This window comes from Hydrogenophaga pseudoflava, from assembly GCF_031020795.1.
GTDB classification, from domain to species: Bacteria; Pseudomonadota; Gammaproteobacteria; order Burkholderiales; family Burkholderiaceae_C; genus Hydrogenophaga; species Hydrogenophaga pseudoflava_A.
The window spans coordinates 263,711-284,818 of record NZ_JAVHJP010000004.1 but is presented as its reverse complement, the minus strand read 5'-3'; the positions used below and the strand labels follow the sequence as shown (position 1 = coordinate 284,818).

The 21,108-nt window shown below is 68.4% G+C and carries 21 protein-coding genes; 6 read left to right on the top strand and 15 right to left on the bottom strand.

Translation table 11 applies throughout. From position 1 onward, the window contains the following. Nucleotides 1–8: 8 nt before the first annotated feature. From RCO38_RS14885 to RCO38_RS14875, 3 genes are read right to left on the bottom strand one after another with little or no spacing between them, the layout of a single operon-like run. Nucleotides 9–1,304, bottom strand: coding sequence for a TRAP transporter large permease (locus RCO38_RS14885; RefSeq protein WP_308329124.1), 1,296 nt, complete (start codon nucleotides 1,302–1,304; stop codon nucleotides 9–11). Next, on the bottom strand, nucleotides 1,297–1,803 hold the full coding sequence (locus RCO38_RS14880) for a TRAP transporter small permease (protein WP_308329387.1): 507 nt from the start codon (nucleotides 1,801–1,803) through the stop codon (nucleotides 1,297–1,299). Before RCO38_RS14880 ends, RCO38_RS14885 begins: the two co-directional genes overlap by 8 nt. Before the next feature lie 14 nt (nucleotides 1,804–1,817). Next, nucleotides 1,818–2,804 (bottom strand): TRAP transporter substrate-binding protein, encoded by a 987-nt coding sequence (locus RCO38_RS14875; RefSeq protein WP_308329123.1) that lies wholly within the window; start codon nucleotides 2,802–2,804, stop codon nucleotides 1,818–1,820. A gap of 167 nt (nucleotides 2,805–2,971) precedes the next feature. On the opposite strand from RCO38_RS14875, the gene RCO38_RS14870 reads away from it, so the two are divergent. Genes RCO38_RS14870 through RCO38_RS14855 form a run of 4 tightly spaced genes read left to right on the top strand, consistent with a single transcriptional unit; the run spans nucleotide 2,972 to nucleotide 6,079 of the window. After that, nucleotides 2,972–3,520, top strand: coding sequence for a winged helix DNA-binding protein (locus tag RCO38_RS14870; RefSeq protein ID WP_308329122.1), 549 nt, complete (start codon nucleotides 2,972–2,974; stop codon nucleotides 3,518–3,520). Then, the gene (gene pxpB / locus RCO38_RS14865) at nucleotides 3,517–4,266 is read left to right on the top strand and encodes a 5-oxoprolinase subunit PxpB (protein ID WP_308329121.1); all 750 of its coding nucleotides are present in this window, start codon (nucleotides 3,517–3,519) and stop codon (nucleotides 4,264–4,266) included. Before RCO38_RS14870 ends, pxpB begins: the two co-directional genes overlap by 4 nt. Continuing rightward, nucleotides 4,263–5,315 carry a 5-oxoprolinase subunit C family protein gene (locus RCO38_RS14860; protein ID WP_308329120.1) on the top strand — a complete coding sequence of 351 codons (1,053 nt, stop codon included), beginning with the start codon at nucleotides 4,263–4,265 and terminating at the stop codon, nucleotides 5,313–5,315. The genes pxpB and RCO38_RS14860 overlap by 4 nt, the downstream gene beginning before the upstream one ends. Then, entirely contained in the window at nucleotides 5,312–6,079 is a 768-nt protein-coding gene (locus tag RCO38_RS14855; RefSeq protein WP_308329119.1) for a LamB/YcsF family protein, read from the top strand. Before RCO38_RS14860 ends, RCO38_RS14855 begins: the two co-directional genes overlap by 4 nt. 37 nt (nucleotides 6,080–6,116) lie before the next feature. On the opposite strand, the gene RCO38_RS14850 is transcribed toward RCO38_RS14855, so the two are convergent. After that, nucleotides 6,117–7,484 carry a hypothetical protein gene (locus RCO38_RS14850; RefSeq protein WP_308329118.1) on the bottom strand — a complete coding sequence of 456 codons (1,368 nt, stop codon included), beginning with the start codon at nucleotides 7,482–7,484 and terminating at the stop codon, nucleotides 6,117–6,119. Then, entirely contained in the window at nucleotides 7,481–8,185 is a 705-nt protein-coding gene (locus RCO38_RS14845) for a hypothetical protein (protein ID WP_308329117.1), read from the bottom strand. Before RCO38_RS14845 ends, RCO38_RS14850 begins: the two co-directional genes overlap by 4 nt. A gap of 196 nt (nucleotides 8,186–8,381) precedes the next feature. Between RCO38_RS14845 and RCO38_RS14840 the strand changes: the two genes are divergently transcribed. Then, nucleotides 8,382–9,380, top strand: coding sequence for a recombination-associated protein RdgC (locus RCO38_RS14840; protein WP_308329116.1), 999 nt, complete (start codon nucleotides 8,382–8,384; stop codon nucleotides 9,378–9,380). Nucleotides 9,381–9,402: 22 nt separating this feature from the next. Next, complete coding sequence (gene crcB / locus RCO38_RS14835; protein WP_308329115.1) at nucleotides 9,403–9,786, top strand: fluoride efflux transporter CrcB; 384 nt, start codon at nucleotides 9,403–9,405, stop codon at nucleotides 9,784–9,786. A gap of 47 nt (nucleotides 9,787–9,833) precedes the next feature. Here the strand turns inward: crcB and RCO38_RS14830 are convergent, their stop codons facing one another. From RCO38_RS14830 to RCO38_RS14785, 10 genes are all read right to left on the bottom strand, one after another. Next, nucleotides 9,834–10,358 (bottom strand): RrF2 family transcriptional regulator, encoded by a 525-nt coding sequence (locus RCO38_RS14830; protein WP_308329114.1) that lies wholly within the window; start codon nucleotides 10,356–10,358, stop codon nucleotides 9,834–9,836. 123 nt (nucleotides 10,359–10,481) lie between these two features. Beyond that, nucleotides 10,482–10,928, bottom strand: a complete 447-nt coding sequence (locus RCO38_RS14825) for an OsmC family protein (protein WP_308329113.1) — start codon at nucleotides 10,926–10,928, stop codon at nucleotides 10,482–10,484. Nucleotides 10,929–10,992: 64 nt separating this feature from the next. Continuing rightward, the gene (gene fdhF / locus RCO38_RS14820) at nucleotides 10,993–13,812 is read right to left on the bottom strand and encodes a formate dehydrogenase subunit alpha (protein ID WP_308329112.1); all 2,820 of its coding nucleotides are present in this window, start codon (nucleotides 13,810–13,812) and stop codon (nucleotides 10,993–10,995) included. Further along, nucleotides 13,809–15,560 carry an NADH-ubiquinone oxidoreductase-F iron-sulfur binding region domain-containing protein gene (locus RCO38_RS14815; protein WP_308329111.1) on the bottom strand — a complete coding sequence of 584 codons (1,752 nt, stop codon included), beginning with the start codon at nucleotides 15,558–15,560 and terminating at the stop codon, nucleotides 13,809–13,811. The genes fdhF and RCO38_RS14815 overlap by 4 nt, the downstream gene beginning before the upstream one ends. 58 nt (nucleotides 15,561–15,618) lie before the next feature. Then, nucleotides 15,619–16,575 (bottom strand): LysR substrate-binding domain-containing protein, encoded by a 957-nt coding sequence (locus RCO38_RS14810; RefSeq protein ID WP_308329110.1) that lies wholly within the window; start codon nucleotides 16,573–16,575, stop codon nucleotides 15,619–15,621. 41 nt (nucleotides 16,576–16,616) lie between these two features. After that, nucleotides 16,617–17,078 carry a hypothetical protein gene (locus RCO38_RS14805; protein WP_308329109.1) on the bottom strand — a complete coding sequence of 154 codons (462 nt, stop codon included), beginning with the start codon at nucleotides 17,076–17,078 and terminating at the stop codon, nucleotides 16,617–16,619. Between the two features lie 158 nt (nucleotides 17,079–17,236). Continuing rightward, nucleotides 17,237–17,536 (bottom strand): hypothetical protein, encoded by a 300-nt coding sequence (locus RCO38_RS14800; RefSeq protein ID WP_308329108.1) that lies wholly within the window; start codon nucleotides 17,534–17,536, stop codon nucleotides 17,237–17,239. 16 nt (nucleotides 17,537–17,552) lie between these two features. Continuing rightward, nucleotides 17,553–17,807, bottom strand: a complete 255-nt coding sequence (gene thiS, locus RCO38_RS14795; protein WP_308329107.1) for a sulfur carrier protein ThiS — start codon at nucleotides 17,805–17,807, stop codon at nucleotides 17,553–17,555. Between the two features lie 7 nt (nucleotides 17,808–17,814). Next, nucleotides 17,815–19,170 carry an NAD(P)/FAD-dependent oxidoreductase gene (locus tag RCO38_RS14790; RefSeq protein ID WP_308329106.1) on the bottom strand — a complete coding sequence of 452 codons (1,356 nt, stop codon included), beginning with the start codon at nucleotides 19,168–19,170 and terminating at the stop codon, nucleotides 17,815–17,817. Nucleotides 19,171–19,244: 74 nt separating this feature from the next. Beyond that, the gene (locus RCO38_RS14785) at nucleotides 19,245–21,092 is read right to left on the bottom strand and encodes an aldehyde ferredoxin oxidoreductase family protein (RefSeq protein ID WP_308329105.1); all 1,848 of its coding nucleotides are present in this window, start codon (nucleotides 21,090–21,092) and stop codon (nucleotides 19,245–19,247) included. Nucleotides 21,093–21,108: the final 16 nt, after the last annotated feature.

The following is a 21,108-nucleotide window of genomic DNA, read 5'->3' as shown; positions in this document are numbered from 1 at the left end:
CGGCCCGTTCACATGCTCCCAGGCAACCACATCACGATCTGCGGGAACCAGTACAGCAGGCACACCGCCAGCACCATGAGGAAGAAGTACGGCATGCAGACCCGCGCGATCCAGTTGATCTCGCGCCGCGTCATGCCCTGCAGCACGAACAGGTTGAAGCCCACGGGTGGCGTGATCTGCGCCATCTCGACCACGATCACGATGAAGATGCCGAACCAGATCAGGTCGATGCCCGCGGCCTGCACCGTCGGGATGATCACGCCCATGGTGAGCACGATCATCGAGATACCGTCGAGGAAGCAGCCGAGCACGATGTAGAACAGTGCCAGCGCCACCAGCAGCAGGCCCGGCGACAGACCCAGCGAACCCACCCATTCGGCCAGGTGCCGCGGCAGACCGATGTAGCCCATCGACAGCGTCAGGAAGGCCGCACCGGCGAGGATCAGGGCCATCATGCAGTACAGCCGCGTGGCACCCAGCAGCGCATCGCGGAAACTCCGCCACGAGAGCGACCGCTGGTAGGCCGACAGCAGCAAGGCACCGACCACGCCAATGGCCGCCGCCTCGGTGGCGGTGGCGACACCGACATAGATCGAGCCGATCACGCCACCGATCAGCAGGATCACCGGAATCAGTTCGCTGGAGGCGCGCAGCTTCTCGGAGAAGCTCATGCCCGCATCGGCCTGGGGGATCTTGTCGGGGTTCATCAGCGCCCAGACCATCAGGTAGCCGCTGAACAGGCCCGCCAGCATCAGCCCGGGTATGACGCCGGCGACGAACAGCTTGGCGATGGACACCTCGGCCGCGACGCCATACACGATCATGACGATCGAAGGCGGGATCAGCAGGCCCAGGGTGCTGGCGCCGCCCAGCGAACCGATCACACGCTCGGGCGGGTAGCCGCGCTCGGTCAGCTCGGGGATCGTCATCTTTCCGATGGTCGCGCAGGTGGCGGCGGACGAACCGGACACCGCCGCGAAGATGGTGCTGCCCAGGATGTTGGTGTGCAGCAGCCGGCCCGGCAGCGCGTTCACCCAGGGCGCCAGGCCCCGGAACATGTTTTCGGACAGCCGGGTGCGGAACAGGATCTCGCCCATCCAGACGAACAGCGGCAGCGCCGTGAGCGTCCAGCTGCTGGCCGAGCCCCAGACAGTGACGGCCATGGCGTCGCCCGCGCTGCGCGAGGAAAACAGCTCCATGCCGATCCAGGCCACGCCGGCCAGGGTGAGCCCGATCCAGACCCCGCTGCCGAGCAGCAGGAACAGGGACACGATCAGCAGCCCGGTGACGAGCATCTCATTCATGGTGCGTCTCCGATCCACCAATGTGCTCGCGCTGGCCACGCAGTTCCAGCACCCACTCGTCCACAAACGCAATGAACAGCACCAGCGTGCCCAGCGCCATCGCCAGTTGCGGAATCCACAGCGGCGTGGCGTCGTTGCCGGTGGAGATGTCGTTGAACTCGTGCGACTGCAGCACCAGGCGCAGCGAGAACCAGGCGAACAGCCCGGAGAGCAGCACCGCCGCGCTCAGCGACCACAGCTCCAACCCCCGGCGTGCGCCGCCCGTGAGCTTGCCGAGCACCAGCGTGACGCGGATGTGCTCGTTGCGCTTGAGCGTGTGCGCCAGCGCCAGGAAACCGGCCGCCGCCATGGTGTAACCCGCGTAGGCGTCGGTGCCCGGTACATGGAAGTTGAGCTGGCGTCCCAGCACCGACAGCAGCACCATGACCAGCACGCCGATCATGAACACCGCCGCGAGCCAGGCGCAGCCGTCGTACAGGGCGTTCAGCGCGCGCCGCATGCTGCTGCCGTCGCTCACTTGCGGAACGCGTCGACCAGGGCCTGGCCCTCGGGACCGGCCTTGTCCAGCCACTCCTTGAGCATGGTGTCTCCGACCTTCTTCATGTCGGCCTTGAGCGCCGCGGGCGCGGGCAGGATCTGCATGCCGCCGGCCTTGAGTTTGTCCAGGCTTTCGGTGTTGGCCTTCTTGCTGGCCTCCCAGCCACGTGCCTCGGCGTCGGCCGCGGCCTTGATCACCGCGTCCTGCGTGGGTTTGTCCAGCGCATCGAAGGCCTTTTTGTTCACCAGCAGCGCGTTCTTGGGCAGCCAGGCCTGGGTGTCGTACCAGTACTTCACATGCTCGTACAGCTTGGCGTCGGCGCCGGTGGAACCGCTGGACATCATGCTTTCGGTCACGCCGGTGGCGAAGGCCTGGCTGACTTCGGCGGCCTGCACCGTCACTGGCTGCGCACCCACCAGCTCGGCGATGCGGGCAGTGGCGGGGCTGTAGGCGCGCCACTTGATGCCCTTGAGGTCCGCAGCGCTGTTCAGCGGCTTCTTGCTGTAGACGCCCTGCGGCGGCCATGGCACGGCGAACAGCACCATCATGCCCTGCTCGGCCAGCTTCTTCTCCAGCATCGGGCGCTGCACCTTCCACAGCTTGGCGGCCTCCTCGTAACTGTCGGCCACGAAGGGCAGACCATCGGCGCCGAACAGCTGCCACTCGTTCTGGTAGTTCACCAGCAGGATCTCACCGGCCTGCGCCTGGCCACCCTGCACCGCCCGCTTGATCTCAGGCGCCTTGAACAGCGCGGCGTTGGGGTGCACCGTGATCTTGAGCTTGCCGCCGCTGGCCTTGTCCACTTCGGCCGCGAACTGGCTGATGTTGACCGTATGGAAGTTGGCGGCGGGGTAGGCGGTGGCCAGATCCCACTTGGCCTGGGCGAACGCCGGGGTCGCAGCGAGGGAGGAGAGCGCAATGGCGGCAGCCGCCACGGAGAGTTGGAAGGCGCGACGTTTCATGAAAGCTCCGGTTGCTGGTTGAACGGGCCACGGCGTTGACCGCAGCGGACGGGTGCACGCACTGTAGGGGGCGGGGCAACAGATTGTGACCAGTGTTTTCCCTCATCGTCAACAAATCGTTGGCAATTTGTCGTCAAATACAACCCACACACCCCCCAATCCAGCCCATGGCCAAGACACCCAAAGCAAGCAGCACGCCAGTCACCACCGCACCACGATCGCCCATCGTGTCGTCCGCGCACCTGGTCTCGCCCCAGAGCGCGGAGATGAGCGAGTTCGAGTTTGGCCTGATCGTGGCCAGCAACGCCTTCCACCGCTGGGTGGTGCACTGCATGGCCGCCGCGGGTCTGAAGGACCTGATGCCGCTGGACGTGCTGGTGCTGCACCACGTGACGCACCGGGCCAGGGACAAGCGCCTCTCCGACATCTGTTTCATCATGAACATCGAGGACACGCACCTGGTGAACTACTCGCTCAAGAAGCTGGTGAGCCTGGGCGTGGTGGCGTCCAGCAAATCAGGCAAGGAAGTGACCTACGCGGCCACCGAGTCCGGCGGCGCCTTCGTGCAGCGCTACCGCGAAATCCGCGAGCAGTGCCTGATCCAGGCACTGCACGCCGACGACGCGTTGAACAGGGACATCGGCGAACTGGCGCGGTTGCTGCGTGTGCTCTCGGGCATGTACGACCAGGCCGCCCGGTCTGCGGCATCGCTGTGAGCGGTACGCCCCCTCGTCTGCTGGCTGTCGGCGACAGCGCCTGGACGGTGGAGTTCGGCCACGCCATCGACGACGCCACCCATGCGCGCGTCGTGGGCCTGGCCGATCGGGTCGCAGCGGTCCAACCGCACGAGCCGCTGCTGGCCTCGGTCACCGACGTGGTGCCGACCTTCCGCTCGCTCACGGTGCATTTCGATCCCTGGGCGGGCGAGGCCGCAGCGCTGGGCCGGCAACTGCTGTCCATGGCGCGGGAAGGCCAGGAAGCCGCGCTGCAGGGCCGCCAGTGGCGGCTGCCCGTGTGCTTCGACGAGGACTTTGCACCCGATCTGCCACGCGTGTGCGAACTCAAGCAACTGACCCGCACCGAGGCCATCGACCAGCTGCTGGGCGCCACCTTCCGCGTCTACATGCTGGGCTTCCAGCCCGGCTTCCCCTACATGGGCGGGCTGCCACCTCCGCTGGTCACCCCTCGCCTGCCTTCGCCGAGACAGAAGGTGCCCGCGAAATCGGTGGCCATCGCGCTGGACATGTGCTCTGTCTACCCCTGGGAGAGCCCGGGCGGCTGGAACCTGATGGGGCGCACACCGGTGGTGCTGTTCGACCCCACGCAGACCGCACAGCCCGCCATGCTGGCTGCGGGCGACGAGGTGCGCTGGACCGCTGTCGACCGCAACACCCACGACCGGCTCGCGCGTGACATCGCACAAGGTCTGCCGCGCGAGACCTTCATCAAGGAGCGGGCATGAGCGGCCTGCTCGAAGTCCTCCAGCCGGGTATCGGCACCACCGTGCAGGACCGCGGCCGCCCCGGCCACCGCCACCACGGCCTGCCGCTGTCGGGCTGGCTGGACGCGCCGCTGGCCCAGGCCGCCAATGCGCTGCTGGGCAACGACTTGAACGCCGCCGTGCTGGAGTTGCGCGGCGTCGGCACGGTGCTGCGCGTGCACGGCGGTCCGGTGCGCGTCGCGCTCGCCGGCGACATCGGCGCCCAACGCGCGCGCGAGGACGGCGGGCGTACGCCGCTGACCGCCTGGCAGACCGCCACGCTGCACGAGGGCGAGACGCTGCAACTGGGCTCGGCGGAGAGCGGCTGCGCCTACCTCGCGGTGGCCGGCGGCATCGCCCTGCCCCCGGCCTTCGGCAGCCGCGCCAGCTACTGGCGCGCCGGCCTGTCCGGTGTGCTGGGCCGCGCATTTCAGCCGGGGGACCATTTGCCCTGCGGCGAGGCCGGCGCATGCGACCCGCGCGAGTGGCGCTGCCGCGCGCCCTGGGAACCCGACACCGGCCCGGTCCGCGTGATGGTCGGCCCGCAGGACGACCACTTCACCGCCGACGCACTGGTGAGCTTCTTCGCACAGGACTGGCAGGCCACGCCCGCGCAGGACCGCATGGGCCTGCGCCTGCAGGGCGAGGCGCTGGTCCACGCCAGCGCCGAAGCCGCCGACATCGTGTCCGATGGTGTGACGCCCGGCGTGATCCAAGTACCGGCCAACGGCCAGCCCATCGTGCTGCTGGCCGACGGACAGACCGTGGGCGGCTACCCCAAGATCGCCACCGTCATCACCGCCGACCTGCCGAGGCTGGCGCATCTGCGGCCCGGCACCCGTGTGCGCTTTGCGGCGGTGACCGGGGCACAGGCGCACGAGGCCTTGGTCGCCCAGCGCATGCGCTGGCAACAGTGGCTGAGCGGCCGCGAAGCCTTCCTGCCACCAGGATCGATCGACGAGTCCGCGCTGTACGGCAGCAACCTGATCAGCGGCATGCTCGCCGCCCACCCCGGAGAGGACACCCCATGAGCCCCATCAACCTCAACGCCGACCTCGGCGAAAGCTTCGGCGCCTGGACCATGGGCAGCGACGCCGAACTGCTGCAGGTCATCAACAGCGCCAACATCGCCTGCGGGTTTCATGCGGGTGACCCGGTGGTGATGCGCGAGACCGCGCGACGGGCCGTCGCCAACGGCGTGAGCCTGGGTGCGCACCCGGCCTTTCCCGACCTGCAGGGCTTCGGGCGGCGCGTGATGCAGCTCTCGGCCAAGGAGCTGGAAGCGACCATCCTCTACCAGGTCGGCGCGCTGCAGGCCATGGCCGCCGCCGAGGGCGGCCGCGTCACCCACGTCAAGCCGCACGGCGCGCTCAACAACATGGCCTGCGCCGACGAGGCGATGGCCGCCACGGTGGTGCAGGCCGTGAAGGCGCTGGACCGCGATCTGATCCTGCTCGCACCTGCCCTCTCTGCGCTGGAGCGCGCGGGCGAGGCGGCCGGCCTGCGCGTGGCGCGCGAGGTGTTCGCCGACCGCAGCTACCAGGCCGACGGCCAGCTCACGCCGCGCTCGCAGCCAGGCGCGGTGCTGCACGACGCGGCCGACTGCGTGCAGCATGTGCAGCGCATGCTGGACGCAGGCGGCATCGTCACCGCCGACGGCCAGCGCCTGCCGACCGCCATCCACAGCATCTGCGTGCATGGCGACGGCCCCGGGGCGGTGGCCGCTGCGCGGGCGATCCGCGCGGCGCTGGAAGCGGCCGGCCACCGTCTGGCGGGCCTGCCCGAACTGGTCTGAGAGAGGCCTTCGAGAACCGGGGCCGCCGTGGAGCGGCTCAGGCCCTCACGGGAGCAAGTCTGTCCTGGGGCTGGGCAAGCGCCATTGCAGCGACCGGCTCCGCTGCTGCCCCCAGACGCTGCAGCGATTCAACGGCAGGCGTGTTGGCCGCCTGACGTGCATCCATGGCGCTCTCCTTGAGCCCCACACCATCGAACTCCGCCATGCGAACCTGACCCGCATCCACCCGCAGATGGGTGATGCGCGACAGGCCGGCGTCCCGAGCCCCGAGCGCCACCGCGTGCACCGTGTTCTCCATCCCCTGGTCCCAGGGAAGACCGTGCCGATCGGCCAGCCGCTGCACATGACCCCGGCTGTCGTCGAGCAACTGCCGGACGGGTTCGCTCATGCTTCCAGGATCCAGTGCAGCGCCTTTGCGCGGCTCGCGCTGGGCAGGCTCGCCCGGTTCGAGCGGCCCGCGGATCGTGTCGATGGCATCGCGCGCGTTGCCATCGATCCCGCGAGACACCGCCGTCAGCACACCACGCATCTGGCGCACGTCCCGGCGGTACTCGCCGATCTGCACCGACTGCTGCTGCGCCAGGCTGCGCGCCTGCGGATCGGTCAGGATGGAGCGGTCGGGCTGGCCACTGCCGTCCACCCCCACGAAGTGGTGCATGCTGTGGCTGCCCCCCAGCGCCACCGCCGCGCCGAGGGTGCTGGGCGGGGTCATCCCGGCCGCCCACATCGCCGGAGAGTAGGAACGCAGCGCGTCGCTCCAGTGGGTCCGGTTGTCGTAGCCCTTGGACAGCAGCGTGTTCACCTCCTCGGGCCGGGCATAGATCCGGGTTTCGCCGAAATGAGGGCTGGCCGCGCTCACCGCATCGCCCGCCATCATGTGGTTGATCACCGAGTGCCCTCCTTCGGGAATGCGCCGGCTCAGGCTGACCGCCCCATAGGCGTTGAAGGTTTCGCCCTGGAGGCCAAAGTGGTGGGCGCTGACCTGGGCCAGCGTGCCGCCCAGAGAGTGGCCGGTGGTGGTGACGGGCGACGGCGGCAACCCCGTCCTGGACGCGTCCTTGGATGCCATATCGAGTGCGTCACGCGTCAAAGATATCGCGTCCCCCGCTTGCAGGTTGGACCGCGCGAGCACCATTCCGCCGTCCGCCAAAGCGCCGTCTTTGAGTGCCTCTCGGTCGAACTCTGTTCCTCGATGAGCCACCACCAACTCACCTGTGTCGCGGCGCTGGTAAATCGTGCCCTGGTACCCGGTGTTCGGATTGTCCACATGTGCTCGCACAAAGAACCGAACGCCCCCCGAATCAACGTAGGGCGCTTCTTTGTCGTTGCTCGCATAGGCTCGAGCTGCTGTTCCCTTGTACACATGAAACGACAGGTCGGCGTATTGCTGCGACGTGATGCTCATGGCTTGGCCTTCACAGTGGCAGTGATGGAAAACAGGTTGTTACGGTGCGTCGGGCCGAAGCCTTCGGGGCTCCTATCACCTGCAGCGCTGTTTCCCCCGGGCCCAGGAAGGCGCGGATAGTCCCCCTTCCAGAAATACTGCCGGTAGCTTGCTCCATCCACAAACTCCTTGGCATCCAGCGACACGCCATATCGGGTGTCTTCCTCTGACGTGCCGGCAGCAAAACCCGCCCCCGCTCCCCCCATCTCCCATCGACACACCCCCTTGCCGTAGTAGTCCTCGTCCAGCATGGCATCCAGCGCCACTGTCATCACGAAACGATTCGGACCAGCGGGTGTGAGTGGCAGCGTCATGCCATAAAACGGCGTGCCCCAGGTGCCCGCCCAGGCATTGGTGACAAAGGTGCAGTTGGGTGCCTGCGGCGCGCTGTAACCGGCGCTGCCCCGCACAGCCATCAGCGGCCCGGGGGCATCGTGGATCTCGAACGTGACCTCGAACACCTTGCGGGGCGAGGGATTGAGCTTGAAGAGGTGGGCCTGCTCCGACCGGTCGTTCTTCTGCAAGCCGGTGGGCTGGCCGGTCGCAGCGGATGCGCCCGGCGCAGGCGCGGCGGGGGCCGTGGGCTGGCAGGCCATCAGCGCCCCCCACAAGACGGTGACGCAGGCCAGACGGGCGCCGCGGTTGAAAGGCAACTCATGCACACACACCTCCTTGATGTTTTGTTGACAGGGTCGCTGGTGCACATCTGTCGCCGCCCTGCCCGATCTGATCCGCAAGAAGTATAGGCAAACGCCCAGGCCACTCGACCGGCTCGGTATCATCGAACGCCCAGATCCCAACCCTCTCCCGCCGATGGCAGGGAGGTCGGCCATTGATGGCCGCAACCCAAGGAAATCCGTGTTCAAGAATGTGACGATCTACCGCATCGCGCCCGGCTGGGACGCGACGCTGGAGTCGATGGAAGCCGCGCTGGACGCGGCGCGTTTCGTGCCCTGCAGCGCCTCGCAGGACAAGTCGGTCGGCTGGACCGAACCGCGCGGTGAAGAGCATGGGCCGCTGGTGGAGTCGGTCAATGGCCAGCGCATCCTCAAGCTGCTCATCGAGACCAAGGCCGTGCCCGGCAGCGTGGTGAAGGAAAAGGCCCAGGAAGCGGCCGACCACATCGAGGCCACCACCGGCCGCAAGCCCGGCAAGAAGGAAACCAAGGAACTGCGCGAGGACGCGCTGCAGGCCCTGCTGCCGCAGGCCTTTCCGCGCCGCGGCAGCGTCTGGGTGTGGTTCGACCTGAAGAACGGCCTGCTGGTCACCGACGCAGGCAGCCAGGGCAAGAACGACGAGGTCGTGACCGCCCTCGTGCGCGCCTTCGACGGTCTGGCCCTCACCCTGCTGCAGACCGCGATGACGCCGCAAACCGCGATGACGCAGTGGCTGGCCACCACCGAGCCCGAGAACGACTGGCCCGAGGGCTTCAACGTCGAGCGCGAATGCGAACTGAAATCGGCCGACGAAGAAAAGTCGGCCGTGAAGTTCACGCGCCACCATCTGCTGACCGACGAGGTGCGCAAACACCTCACCGAAGGCAAGCTGCCCACGCGGCTGGCGCTCAGCTGGCAAGGCCGCATCGGCTTCACGCTGACCGAATCCATGCAGCTGAAGAAACTGGCCTTCCTCGAAGGCGTGTTCGACGACCGGCCCAACAACGACGAGAGCGGCTTCGACACCGATGTGGCCCTGGCCACCGGCGAGCTGAGCCAGCTCATCCCGGCGCTGATCGAAGCCCTCGGCGGCGAGATCGAGCCAGGCGCCGCGCTGCCCGGTGCGGAACCCGCAGCGAAGCCGGCCAAGCCCAAGCAGGAAGCCGTCACCGCCGTGGGCGACGGCGACGCGCCGTTCTGACCACGCCACCCGCGCCTGAACCATGCTGCAAGTCCTCGCCATCAGCCTCGGCGCGAGCATCGGCGCGCTCTCGCGCTGGCAGCTGAGCCTGTGGCTCAACCAGGGCCACGCCGTGCTGCCCTGGGGCACGCTGGCGGCCAACTGGATCGGGGCCTGGCTGGTGGGCGTGGCGGTGGTGTTCTTCCAGAGCCAGACCCAGCTTGACCCGGCCTGGCGGCTCGCCGCGGTGACCGGCTTCCTCGGCGCGCTGACCACCTTCTCCACCTTCTCGGCCGAGGTCGTGTCCATGCTGCAGCACGGGCGTTACCTGCTGGCGGTCGGCACCGCCAGCCTGCACCTGCTGGGCTCCCTGGCACTCACGCTGCTGGGCATGAAGATGGCCGGCGCCTGGTGGGGATCGGCTTAGTCGGCGCTCCTGGGCACTGGCACCAAAGGGCTGCCGAACGACCGGGATCAGGCGGGTCGCCTGGCTGTCTTGCGAGCAGGCGCCTTACCCGCAGTCCGCTTGAGCGCCACCATCTGGATCGGGATCAGGTGCGGCAGCTGCCCGGCCACCGAGGCCGACTGGGCCGTGGGCGCGAGCAGGTCGGACAGGGTCACGCCGTCGAGCGCCACCAGAAAGGCCTGCATGGCCCGGCCCAGCGCGCCCTTGAGCCGGCAGTAGCCATCGAGCCGGCAGGTGTTGCTGTGGCCGTCGAAACACTCCACCAGATTGAGGTCGGGTTCGGTCTCGCGGATCACCTGGCCCAGGGTCAGCCGGCGCGGGTCGGCCATCAGCCGCAGGCCGCCCCCACGCCCCCGCGTGGTGGCGAGCCAGCCATGGCCCGCGAGGATCATCACGATCTTGGTCAGGTGGCTGCGCGAGATGCCGTGCGCCTCGGCGATCTCGCTGACGGTGGGCGGCAAGGCACGGCCTTCGCAGGCCGCGCAATACATCAGCACACGCAGGCTGTAATCGGTCCACTGGGTCAGTCGCATCGGTTCGCCGTCTCGCTCGGATACAGGCCAGGGTAGCCTGTGGGGCATCACTCTACCCCGATTGTCCGCGCGACTGGCGGCCGATCATTTGATGCAGCGCACCTGCCGTGCACCGTCGCCCGGTCAGCCCTTGAGCACGGCGCCCGCGCCGTCGCGCACCTGCAAGTCGATGGCGATGCCTTGGCGCACGCTCATGGACACGGTGCAGAACTCCTCGAACTGCGCCAGCACGCGGTCCAGGTGCTCCAGTTCGGCGGCGGTCTTGCCCAGTTCCAGCTGCACATGGATGCGCTGGATGCGCAGGCGCTTGTTCTCGTTGCGGCCCATTTCCGGTGTGGCGGTGGCGGTCAGCGCGCCCGGGTCCTGCCTGAACTTCTGGAGCGCGAACAGCAAGCTGGCGCTCAGGCAGTTGGCCACCGCGGCCAGCAGCAGGTGGTCGGGCGCGGGACCGCTGCCCTGCCCCAGCGGCGCGGGCTCGTCGACCAGCAGGTGCGGCAGGGCCTCGCCGAAGTCGACGAGGAACTGGTAACCGGACTGGCGGGTGATGGTGACACTGGCGTTGTCGCTCATGGCTGGTTCCGATGAAGTGGGGCAGATCGCTTCATCTTATCCATTCTCCCCGGGGTATTTGAAATCACCCTGCTTTCTGCACCGCGACCGCGCAGTACTTGAACTCCGGGATCTTGCCGAAAGGGTCGAGCGCCGCGTTGGTCAGCAGGTTCGCAGCGGCCTCCGAGTAAGCGAAGGGAATGAACACGCAGCCGGCGGCCGTGCCGTTGTCCTGGCGCACGCGCAGCGTCACCTCGCCCCGGCGCGAGCGCACGGTGATGCGCTCACCGGGATTCACGCCCAGCCGCGCCAGGTCGGCGCTGCCGACGCTGGCGGTGGCCTCGGGCTCCAGCGCATCCAGCACCGTCGCGCGGCGCGTCATGCTGCCGGTGTGCCAGTGTTCGAGCTGGCGGCCGGTGATCAGCACCATCGGGTAGTCCGCATCGGGCGTTTCGTCGGCTGGCAGCAGCTCGGTGGGCACCAGGCGCAACCGACCGTCGGTGGTCGGGAAGCGGTCGATGAAGACGATGGGGTGGCCCGCGTCGTCGTCGCTGAGGCAGGGGTAGGTCACGCTGCCCTCGCGCTCCAGCCGCTCCCAGCGGATGCCGCCGATGGCGGCGTGCATGGCCTGGCGCATCTCCTCGTAGACCGCGGCCACACCGTGGTGATCGCCTTCGTAGCGCCATTGCAGGCCCATGCGCTGCGCCATCTGCTGGATGATCCAGAGGTCGGCGCGCGCCTCGCCCGGCGGGTCGATGGCCTGGCGGCCCAGCTGCACCATGCGGTCGGTGTTGCTCACGGTGCCGGTCTTCTCTTGCCAGGCGCTGGCAGGCAGGATCACGTCGGCCAGCCAGGCGGTCTCGGTCATGAAGATGTCCTGCACCACCAGGTGTTCCAGCGAGGCCAGCGCGTGACGCGTGTGGTTCAGGTCGGGGTCGCTCATGGCCGGGTTCTCACCCATGATGTAGAGGCCGCGCAGCTTGTGCGGGTCGCTGTCGTCGGCCAGCGCCTTGTCCATCAGCTCGACCACGGTGTAGCCCGGCGCGCGGTCCAGCGGTGTGCCCCAGAAGTCCTCGAACCAGGCGTGGGCCATCGCGTTGTCGACCCGCTGGTAGTTGGGGAACATCATCGGGATCAGGCCCGCGTCGCTGGCGCCCTGCACGTTGTTCTGCCCGCGCAGCGGGTGCAGTCCGCTGCCGGGTTTGCCGATCTGGCCGGTGATGGCGCACAGCGCGATGAGGCAGCGCACGTTGTCGGTGCCGTGCACGTGCTGGCTCACGCCCATGCCCCAGAGAATCATCGCGGCCTTCGCGGTCGCGAACGCACGCGCCACCTCGCGGATGGTCAGCGCGGGAATGCCGCAGACCGGCGCCATCGCCTCGGGACTGAAGCGTGCCACGCTCTGCGCCAGCTCCTCGTAGTGGCTGGTGCGCTGGGCAACGAAGTCCTGGTTCACCAAGCCCTCGTCGATCACGGTGTGGATCATGGCGTTGAGCAGGGCCACGTCGGTGTCGGGCCGGAACGGCAGCGTGCGCCAGGCGTGTTTTCCGATGTCGGTGATGCGCGGGTCGGCCAGCACGATGCGCGTGCCGTTCTGCGCCGCGTTCTTCATCCAGGTCGCAGCCACCGGGTGGTTCACCGTGGGGTTGGAGCCGATCACCAGGATCAGCTCGGCGTGCGCCACGTCGTTCACCGGGTTGCTCACCGCGCCCGAGCCCACGCCTTCGAGCAGCGCCGCCACGCTGGAGGCGTGGCACAGGCGGGTGCAGTGGTCGACGTTGTTGGAGCCGAAGCCGGTTCGCACCAGCTTCTGGAACAGGTAGGCCTCTTCGTTCGTGCCCTTGGCCGATCCGAAGCCGGCCAGGCTCCTGGGACCGTGGGTGTCGCGCAATGCCTTGAGCGGGCCCGCGGCCAGCTCAAGGGCCTCCTCCCAGCTCGCTTCGCGGAAGGTCTCGCGCCAGTCGGCGTCGCGCGGCGGAATGGCGTCGCCGTGTTTGGGCACGCCCTCGCGGCGGATCAGCGGCACCGTCAGGCGCCCCGCGTGGTGCACGAAGTCGAAACCGAAACGGCCCTTGACGCACAGGCGCCCGTGGTTGGCCGGTCCGTCGCGGCCCTCGACCGCCACGATCTGGTTGTCTCGCACCTTGTAGCTCAGCTGGCAGCCCACACCACAGAACGGGCAGACCGAGTCCACCGAGCGGTCCACGGCCTGCGAGCCCACCAGGCTCTTGGGCGAGAGCGCGCCGGTCGGGCAGGCCTGCACGCATTCGCCGCAAGCCACACAGCTGCTGTCGCCCATGGGGTCGGCCATGTCGAACACGATCTCGGCGTGGCCACCCCGGCCGGAAAAACCGATCACACCGTTGACCTGCTCCTCGCGGCAGGCGCGCACGCAGCGCCGGCACTGGATGCAGGCGTCGAGGTTCACCGCCATCGCCGGGTGCGACAGGTCGGGCGCGGGCTGCTCGCGCCGCAACGCCTGCAGCGCAGGACGCACCGAGACCGCCTCGCGCTGCGCCCAGTCGCTCAGCTCGCCATGCGGCTGATGGCCTTTGTCGTCGACCCACTGGTGGCCCTGGTCGGGCATGTCGGACAGCAGCAGCTCCAGCACCATCTGGCGCGACTTCTTCGCGCGCAGGCTGTCGGTCAGCACCTTCAGGCCCGGCGTCACGCTGCGGCAGCAGCTGGCGGCCAGTGCGCGCTCGCCCGCGACCTCGACCACACAGGCGCGGCAGTTGCCGTCGGGCCGCAGCGGGTCGCTGTGGCAGAGGTGGGGCAGTTCGGTGCCGTGGCGCTTCGCGGCGTCGAAAACCGATTCGCCCTCATAGGCCTCAACGGCCCGACCATCGAGTTCGAAGGCCACACGGGCCGGCATGAGCTGTTCGGGGCTCAGCGGGCGGTTCATGCCGCACCTCCGACTTCGTGCGCAAAGTGCTTCAGCACCGAGCGGATCGGGTTGGGCGCGGCCTGGCCCAGGCCACAGATCGAGGCGTCGCCCATGACGTCGCCGAGGTCGCGCAGCGTGCCCTGGTCCCACACGTCGGCCTCCATCAGGCTCGCGGCCTTGTCGGTGCCGACGCGGCAGGGTGTGCACTGGCCGCAGCTTTCGTGCTTGAAGAAGCGCATCACATTGAGCGCGGCGTCGCGCGCGCGGTCGTGCTGGCTCAGCACCATCACCGCGGCCGAGCCGATGAAGCAGCCATGCGGCTGCAGGGTGTCGAAGTCCAGCGGGATGTCGGCCATGTGCGCGGGCAGGATGCCCCCGCTGGCGCCGCCAGGCAGGTAGGCGTAAAGCGTGTGGCCCTCGGCCATGCCGCCACAGAACTCGTCGATGAGCTCGCGCAGCGTGATGCCCGCGGGCGCCAGCTTCACGCCAGGCTCGCGCACCCGGCCACTGACGCTGAAACTGCGCAGGCCCTTGCGGCCATGGCGGCCGTGCGAGGCGAACCAGTCGGCGCCGCGCTCAATGATCTCGCGCACCCAGTAGAGCGTCTCGAAGTTGTGTTCCAGGGTGGGCCGGCCGAACAGGCCCACCTCGGCGATGTAGGGCGGGCGCAGGCGCGGTTCGCCGCGCTTGCCCTCGATGCTTTCGATCATCGCGGACTCCTCGCCGCAGATGTAGGCCCCCGCGCCGCGCCGCAGCTCGATGGCCGGCAGCGGGCACGGCGGGTCGGCCTGCAGCGCGGCGATCTGCTCCTGCAGCAGCGCGCGGCAGTCGTGGTACTCGTCGCGCAGGTAGATGTAGACCTTGTCAATGCCCACCACAGCAGCGGCCACCAGCACGCCTTCCAGGAAGCGGTGCGGGTCGCGCTCGAGGTAGTGGCGGTCCTTGAAGGTGCCAGGCTCGCCCTCGTCGATGTTCACGGCCATCAGGCGCGGCGCCGCGAAACCACGCACGATGCGCCACTTGCGCCCGGCCGGGAAACCGGCGCCGCCCAGGCCGCGCAGGCCGGCGTGTTCCAGCGTCTGGATCAGGGCCTCGGGGTCGTGCGCGCCCTGCGCAACCGCCGTCGCGAGCCGGTAGCCGCCGCCGGCGCGGTAGGCAGCGAGATCGGTGAAGCCCGGCACACGTTCGCGCGGCAGGGACTCGCCCGCGAGCACGCGGTGCGCGAGCGCTTCGACCACCGCCTCATCGGCGTGCGGCACCGCCGCCTGCGCCACCTGGGCCACCGGCGCCTGGGCGCAGCGGCCCAGGCAGGGCGCGGCCTGCACCCGCACACCCTCGCCCAGCCGCGCGCGCAGGCGCTGCAGCAGATCGGCGCTGCCGGCCAGGCTGCAACTGAGCGAATCGCAGACCCGCACCGTGACCGCAGACCCCGGCTCGCCGCCGCGCAGGACCTCGAAGTGGTGGTAGAAGCTCGCCACCTCGTACACCTCGGCCACGGGCAGGTTCATCTCCTGCGCGAGCGCCACCAGCAGCGCCTCGGGCAGGCCGTGGTGGGCGTCGTTGACGGTGTGCAGGTGCTCGATCAGCAGATCGCGGCGATGGCCCTCGGCGGGCCGCACCCCGATCAGGACGCGCAGCGCCTGCAGGGCCTCGGGCGTGGCCTGGCGGCCCTTGAGCCGGTCGCGGGCGCGCTGGTGTGGGCGGGCCCCGGCAGCGGCAGTGCCGACTGGTGTGATCGGGATGGTGCGAGTGACGGACGAGTGCATCGCCGCACTGTGTCCGCTGTGCCTCGCGCCGTCAAATTGCTTTGCGACATGGTTTCATTCAAGTCTTGAATGAACCGCTGCTCGCCGCCAGCTCGCTGCGCCAGTCCGCGTCGCGGGCCAGCGCCAGCGCAGCTTCCTGCACCCGCGTGAGCGCCACCTCGCGGCGCACCAGAAAACCGACCGGTGTCTGCACCTCGGGTTTCACCAGTGGCCGGAACAGCAGGCCGGGCTGATCGCGCAGGCTGGACACCAGGGCACCGGGCATCACGCTGGCCAGGGAGCCCGCCCGCACCGCCAGCGCCAGCGAGAGCACGGAATTGGTCTCCATCACCGGCTGGACCGCCACGCCGGCGCGGGCGAACGCGGCATCCACGATGCTGCGGTTGTGCATGTCGGGCGTCAGCAGGCAGAGGCCCCGTCCGGCCGTCTCGGTCCAGGCCAGCGGCTCGCCCACGCGGCTGGCAGGCGGCGACTTGGCGCGCGCCGACCGGGGCGCCTGCGTGACCAGATACAGCCGCTCCTGGTACTGGGGCACGACCTGGAAGCCACTGCCCCGGGCACTGACCCGCTCCAGGAAGCCCAGGCCCAGGTCCAGCGTCAAAGCCTTCAGGCCGGCTTCGATCTCGCCCGAGGGCAGGGACAGGAGCACCGGTGCGATGCCCGGATGGCGCGCCTGCAGCAGCGTGCAGAAGCGGGTGGCCACCGGCACGGCCGATGGCACCACCCCCAGCCGCAGGCGGCCCACGGGCTGGTCCTGCTGGCTGGCCAGGGTCTGCTGAAGGGCCTCGTGTTCGCGCAGCATGCGGCGAGCCGTGGCAAGCACCTGTTCGCCTTCGGGGGTCAGGCCGGAGTAGGTGCGCCCGCGGCGCACGATGGGCGCGCCCAGCTCCCGCTCCAGGGCGCGCAGCGCGTTCGACAGCGCCGGCTGGGTGATGTGACAGGCCTTGGCGGCCCGGTCAAAGTGGCGGTGGTCGTGCAGCGCCACCAGGTAGCGCATCGAGGTCAGCAGGTTCATGGCCCTGCAGCCTAGCAGGACGCGCCCCGCCGCGCGGTGTCTCAGTACCGGACGTTGCTGCGGTCGATCGCCAGGCCAGCGATTTCGCAGGAGAAGGTCTCCAGCCCGTTGGCGCGCACCACGTGTCCGCGGGCCAGGCTCTCGTAAGCCTTGCGCTTCTCGGCCGGCACATGGGCCTTGAGCAGGCCGGCCTTTTCCTCCGCGGTCAGCGACTTGTCCAGCAGGCGGCTGGCGCGGCTCTCGAAGCAGGACTCCGCATTGAGATACCTTGCGGCCAGTTCGCTCTGGTACTTGCCCGCCCGCAGGCTTTGCTCGACGGTCTGCTTGTAATGGGACACGTAGGCACTCGCGGCCTCGTTGACCTCGGGGTGCTGGAACTGCGTGATCTGTGCCTGGAACACCGGTTGGGCTGGCGCCGCCGAGGTGGTGGCCACCGGTGCGGTGGAACAGGCGGTCAGCGCCAGGAAGGCGCTGGCGGACAGCAGCGCGGTCGAGAGCTTCATGTCAATCCCTTTCGAGCGTTGGACTTCGGTACCAGCCCCGGTCAGAGGCTCGGATCTGTGAAGTACATCGGCGCAGAAGAGAAAAAATTCACGCTCCAAACAAAGCTTTACAACAGAACCCAAAGTGTTCAGGGTCCCGGCGGCAGCGACACGAAAGTTCAACCTCCCCCACGCTGGAGGCTCAGGTCGAAGGGCTTCATGAAACGTCGTCGCTGTTCGGCATCCAGTCCGCGGAAGGCGAACACCACCTTCAGCCGTTGCATGCGCAGCAGCGCGATGCGGCGCTCGGGCAGGGGTTCCCAGGCGATGTCGAGCGCACCTGGGGCAATGTCCACGGTGATGCGCCGGCCCTCGTGAAGCCAGACATGCCCGCCGAGCGCGCGTGGCATCCAGCCCAGCCACTCGGCCTCGCTGCAACCGACGTCGCGTTCGAAACGCTCGGGGTAGTCCGACTGCATGGACGTGGGTCAGCGCTCAGCCACCGGCGATCGGCGGCCAGATGGCGAGCACGTCGCCCTCGCTCAGCGTCGAACTCAGGCGCTGCTCGGGTGCGACGTATTTGCCGTTGACCAGCACCAGATGCACCAGCTTCGGCGGCAGACCGAAGGGCTCGATGATCTGGCTGATGGACGCGTCCGGCGCAACATCCAGTTCGATCTGGTTGCTGCGCCGGGCGTCGGGCGGCAGGTGGTCGGTGAGCGTGGCAAAGAGCTTGAAGGTGATCTTCATGCCCGGATCATGCCCTGCGCCGCTGGTCTGCGGCGCCACTCCAGTGGCCTTGGCCCTGCGCCGCCGACAGGTAAGCGTCCATCAGCTTCGTGGGGTCGGCCAGCAGACGGTCCTTCCACTCGCCCAGCTTCACCTGCCCTTCGACCAGGCCGCGCATCACACCCACATGCTCGGTCCAGCCCACGCTGTTGCAGCCCACCATCTGGTCGCCCTTGAACTGCAGGCTCAGGTGCCGGTGGTTGGCCTTGTCGGTCAGCTCCACGTGCTGGCCGCCCGGCAGACCTTCCCAGTTGCCGAAGCTGCTGGAGATCAGGCCCAGGGTGTCGAGCACGTTGATCTGGGTCACGCCCATCAGTTCGGCCTTCTGTCCCACCATGTTGAGCGCGGCCACCCGCGCCTGCTCGGCCGCGTTGGGCTGGATCGCGCTGACGATGGTCTTGCCGCTGACCTTGTCGAAGGCCTCGGCGCAGTCGCCCGCGGCGTAGATGCCCGGGACGTTGGTCTGCAGGTGTTCGTCGGTCAGCACGCCCACCAGGCAGCGCACGCCGGAGTTCTCCAAAAAGCCGATGTTGGGTCGCACGCCGGTGGCGCTGATGACCAGATCCGCTTCGAGCTGCTGGCCGGTGGACAGGCGCACGGTCATCTTGCCGCTGGGTGCGCTGCTCTGCCCGATGCCGACCACCTCGGCGATCTTGCCGAGCAGGCCTTTTTCGGCACCGGTGACGCGTTCGATGGCCTCGACCCGCGCGCCGGTGTAGACCTTCACGCCCTTGGTCTCACACCAGTCCTTGATCATGCCGCCGGCCGTGGGGCCCATCATGCGCGGCACCATGCGGTCGCCCATCTCCACCACGGAGAGTTCGACGCCGCGCTGCTGCAGCGCTTCCATGATGATGCAGCCGATGAAGCCTGCGCCCATCTGCAGCACCTTGGCACCGGGCTTGGCGAGATTCGCGATCGCGCGTGCGTCGGCCAGGGTCCAGCAGCTGTGCACGCCGGGGCCGTTGATGCCGGGAATCGGCGGGGTCGCGGGCGAGGAACCGGTGGCGATCAGCAGCTTGTCGAAGGTGATGGTGTGGCCGTCGCTCAGTTCGATGGTCCGCTTGGCCGAGTCCAGCACCTTGGCGCGCACACCACGCTTGACCGTGACATTGAGCTTCTCGAAGTGCCCGGCCGTGTGGCGCAGGTGGGTGCCGTCCTCACCGACCTTGCCGATCAGCAGGTAGGGGATCGCCATGCGCGAGTACGGCGCTTCGTTCTCGTCACCGATGACCGTGATCTGGTCCTTCGGTGCGTGCTTGCGGATGGTTTCGGCCGCGATGACGCCGGCCGGGCCGGCGCCGAGGATGACGTGGTGGGTCATTTTTGTGTTCTCCGGAAATAAAAGAAGCGGTCACAGGGACCGCTTCTCCTTCTGCTCAGTCCCGATGCGCAGGATCAGAGACCCAGGCGCGCCTTGGTGTCCGCCGTCGGACGGCCTTCGCTGTCCCAGCCGCGCACCTCGTAGTACTTGGGCAGCATCTCGCCGAGCTTGCTGACCGTGCCCTTGCCCGGGCCGGTCTTGGCGGCTTCGGTCAGCAGGCGCTTGGGCAGGTTGTCGTCGGCCTTGGTGAAACCGGCGGCGTTGTTGAACTCGCGCTCCATGTTCCAGATGCGCTCGCCGATGTGGTTGAGGTGTTCCATCGTGAACTCCTCGCCGCAGGCGGCCTGCACCTGCGGTGCCACGTCGGCCAGGGTCCAGGCGAAGCTGGTGAAGATGCAGATGCCGGCGGAGTCAAAGGCCGCGGTCGCGTCCTGGAAGGCCTTGACCAGTTCGGGCTTGCCCGCGCTCTCGGACGGCTCGGTCTTGACCGGGATGCCCAGCACTTCGGAGGCGATGGTGTAGCCGCGCAGGTGGCAGGCGCCGCGGTTGGACGTGGCGTAGGCCAGGCCGATGCCCTGGATCACACGGCCGTCGTAGGCCGGGAACTCCTGGCCCTTGACGCTCATGGACAGGTCCGGGTGGCCGTACTTGGCGGTCAGGCGCTTGGAGCCCATGCCGATCTCCTTGCCGAAGCCTTCGCCGCGGGCGGTCATCACCGCGAGTTCGCACAGGGCCTTGGCCGAACCGAACGGCGCCTCGATGCCGATCTGCTCCTTGGTCAGCACGCCCATTTCGTACAGCTCCATCACCGCACCGATGGTGGCGCCGAAGCTGATCGGGTCCATGCCCTCTTCGTTGCAGATCAGGTTGGCGAACTGCAGGGCTTCGAGGTCGTTCACGCCGTTGGCGGCGCCCAGGGCCCAGGCGGCTTCGTATTCCAGACCGCCGGACGCACCCCAGTACTCGGGCTTGTTCTGCACCGAGAAGTGACCTTCGTCGATCTTGCTGATGCGGCCGCAGGCGATGGTGCAGCCGAAGCAGGCCTGGTTGGTCACCAGGTGCTTCTTGCCGTCGGTGGCGCGCGGCGTGGCCATGGCTTCGGCCGAGATGTCCTTGGCGCCTTCGAACTGCACGTCGCGGTGGTTGCGCGTGGGCAGGCCGCCGATTTCGTTGATCACGTTCATCAGCACCTGGGTGCCGTAGGTGGGCAGGCCCTGGCCGGTGACGGCGTTGTCGGCCAGCACCTTCTTGGCGGCCTTGGCGGCGGCCATGAAGGCCTTGGGATCGCGCACATTGCCGACACCCTTGGTGCCGCGCACGGCGATCGCCTTGAGGTTCTTGCTGCCCATGACGGTGCCCACGCCCGAGCGGCCGGCCGCGCGGTGCAGGTCGTTCACCACGGCGGCGTAGAGCACGCCGTTCTCGCCCGACTTGCCGATGCTGGAAACGCGCAGCAGCGGATCCTGCAGGCTGGACTTGAGCATCTCTTCGGTCTTCCAGACGCTCTGGCCCCACAGGTGACCGGCGTCGCGCAGCTCGGCCACGTCGTCGTTGATGTAGAGGTAGACCGGCTTGGCCGACTTGCCTTCGAAGATGACCATGTCCCAGCCGGCCATCTTCAGCTCGGCGCCCCAGTAGCCGCCCGAGTTGGAGCAGGCGATGGCGCCGGTCAGCGGCCCCTTGGTGACCACGGTGTAGCGGCCGCCGGTGGAGGCCATGGTGCCGGTCAGCGGGCCGGTGGCCCAGATGATCTTGTTCTCCGGCGACAGCGGGTCGACCTTGGGGTCGATCTCGCTGGTCAGGTACTTGGTGGCGAGTCCGCGCGAACCCAGGTAGGCCTTGGCCCACTCCATGTTCAGCGGTTCGGAGGTGACGGTGCCCGCGGTCAGGTTGACGCGGAGGATTTTTCCAGCCCAAGACATGTTGATGCTCCTTGTA

Bases quoted from the DNA above. Each gene is read 5' to 3' on its own strand.
- RCO38_RS14805 (WP_308329109.1), bottom strand. From the start codon at position 17,078: ATGAAGCTCTCGACCGCGCTGCTGTCCGCCAGCGCCTTCCTGGCGCTG.
- crcB (WP_308329115.1), top strand. From the start codon at position 9,403: ATGCTGCAAGTCCTCGCCATCAGCCTCGGCGCGAGCATCGGCGCGCTC.
- RCO38_RS14870 (WP_308329122.1), top strand. From the start codon at position 2,972: ATGGCCAAGACACCCAAAGCAAGCAGCACGCCAGTCACCACCGCACCA.
- RCO38_RS14790 (WP_308329106.1), bottom strand. From the start codon at position 19,170: ATGACCCACCACGTCATCCTCGGCGCCGGCCCGGCCGGCGTCATCGCG.
- RCO38_RS14880 (WP_308329387.1), bottom strand. From the start codon at position 1,803: ATGCGGCGCGCGCTGAACGCCCTGTACGACGGCTGCGCCTGGCTCGCG.
- RCO38_RS14860 (WP_308329120.1), top strand. From the start codon at position 4,263: ATGAGCGGCCTGCTCGAAGTCCTCCAGCCGGGTATCGGCACCACCGTG.
- RCO38_RS14825 (WP_308329113.1), bottom strand. From the start codon at position 10,928: ATGAGCGACAACGCCAGTGTCACCATCACCCGCCAGTCCGGTTACCAG.
- RCO38_RS14810 (WP_308329110.1), bottom strand. From the start codon at position 16,575: ATGAACCTGCTGACCTCGATGCGCTACCTGGTGGCGCTGCACGACCAC.
- RCO38_RS14785 (WP_308329105.1), bottom strand. From the start codon at position 21,092: ATGTCTTGGGCTGGAAAAATCCTCCGCGTCAACCTGACCGCGGGCACC.
- RCO38_RS14815 (WP_308329111.1), bottom strand. From the start codon at position 15,560: ATGCACTCGTCCGTCACTCGCACCATCCCGATCACACCAGTCGGCACT.
- RCO38_RS14855 (WP_308329119.1), top strand. From the start codon at position 5,312: ATGAGCCCCATCAACCTCAACGCCGACCTCGGCGAAAGCTTCGGCGCC.
- RCO38_RS14800 (WP_308329108.1), bottom strand. From the start codon at position 17,536: ATGCAGTCGGACTACCCCGAGCGTTTCGAACGCGACGTCGGTTGCAGC.
- thiS (WP_308329107.1), bottom strand. From the start codon at position 17,807: ATGAAGATCACCTTCAAGCTCTTTGCCACGCTCACCGACCACCTGCCG.
- fdhF (WP_308329112.1), bottom strand. From the start codon at position 13,812: ATGAACCGCCCGCTGAGCCCCGAACAGCTCATGCCGGCCCGTGTGGCC.
- RCO38_RS14875 (WP_308329123.1), bottom strand. From the start codon at position 2,804: ATGAAACGTCGCGCCTTCCAACTCTCCGTGGCGGCTGCCGCCATTGCG.
- RCO38_RS14885 (WP_308329124.1), bottom strand. From the start codon at position 1,304: ATGAATGAGATGCTCGTCACCGGGCTGCTGATCGTGTCCCTGTTCCTG.
- RCO38_RS14850 (WP_308329118.1), bottom strand. From the start codon at position 7,484: ATGAGCATCACGTCGCAGCAATACGCCGACCTGTCGTTTCATGTGTAC.
- RCO38_RS14830 (WP_308329114.1), bottom strand. From the start codon at position 10,358: ATGCGACTGACCCAGTGGACCGATTACAGCCTGCGTGTGCTGATGTAT.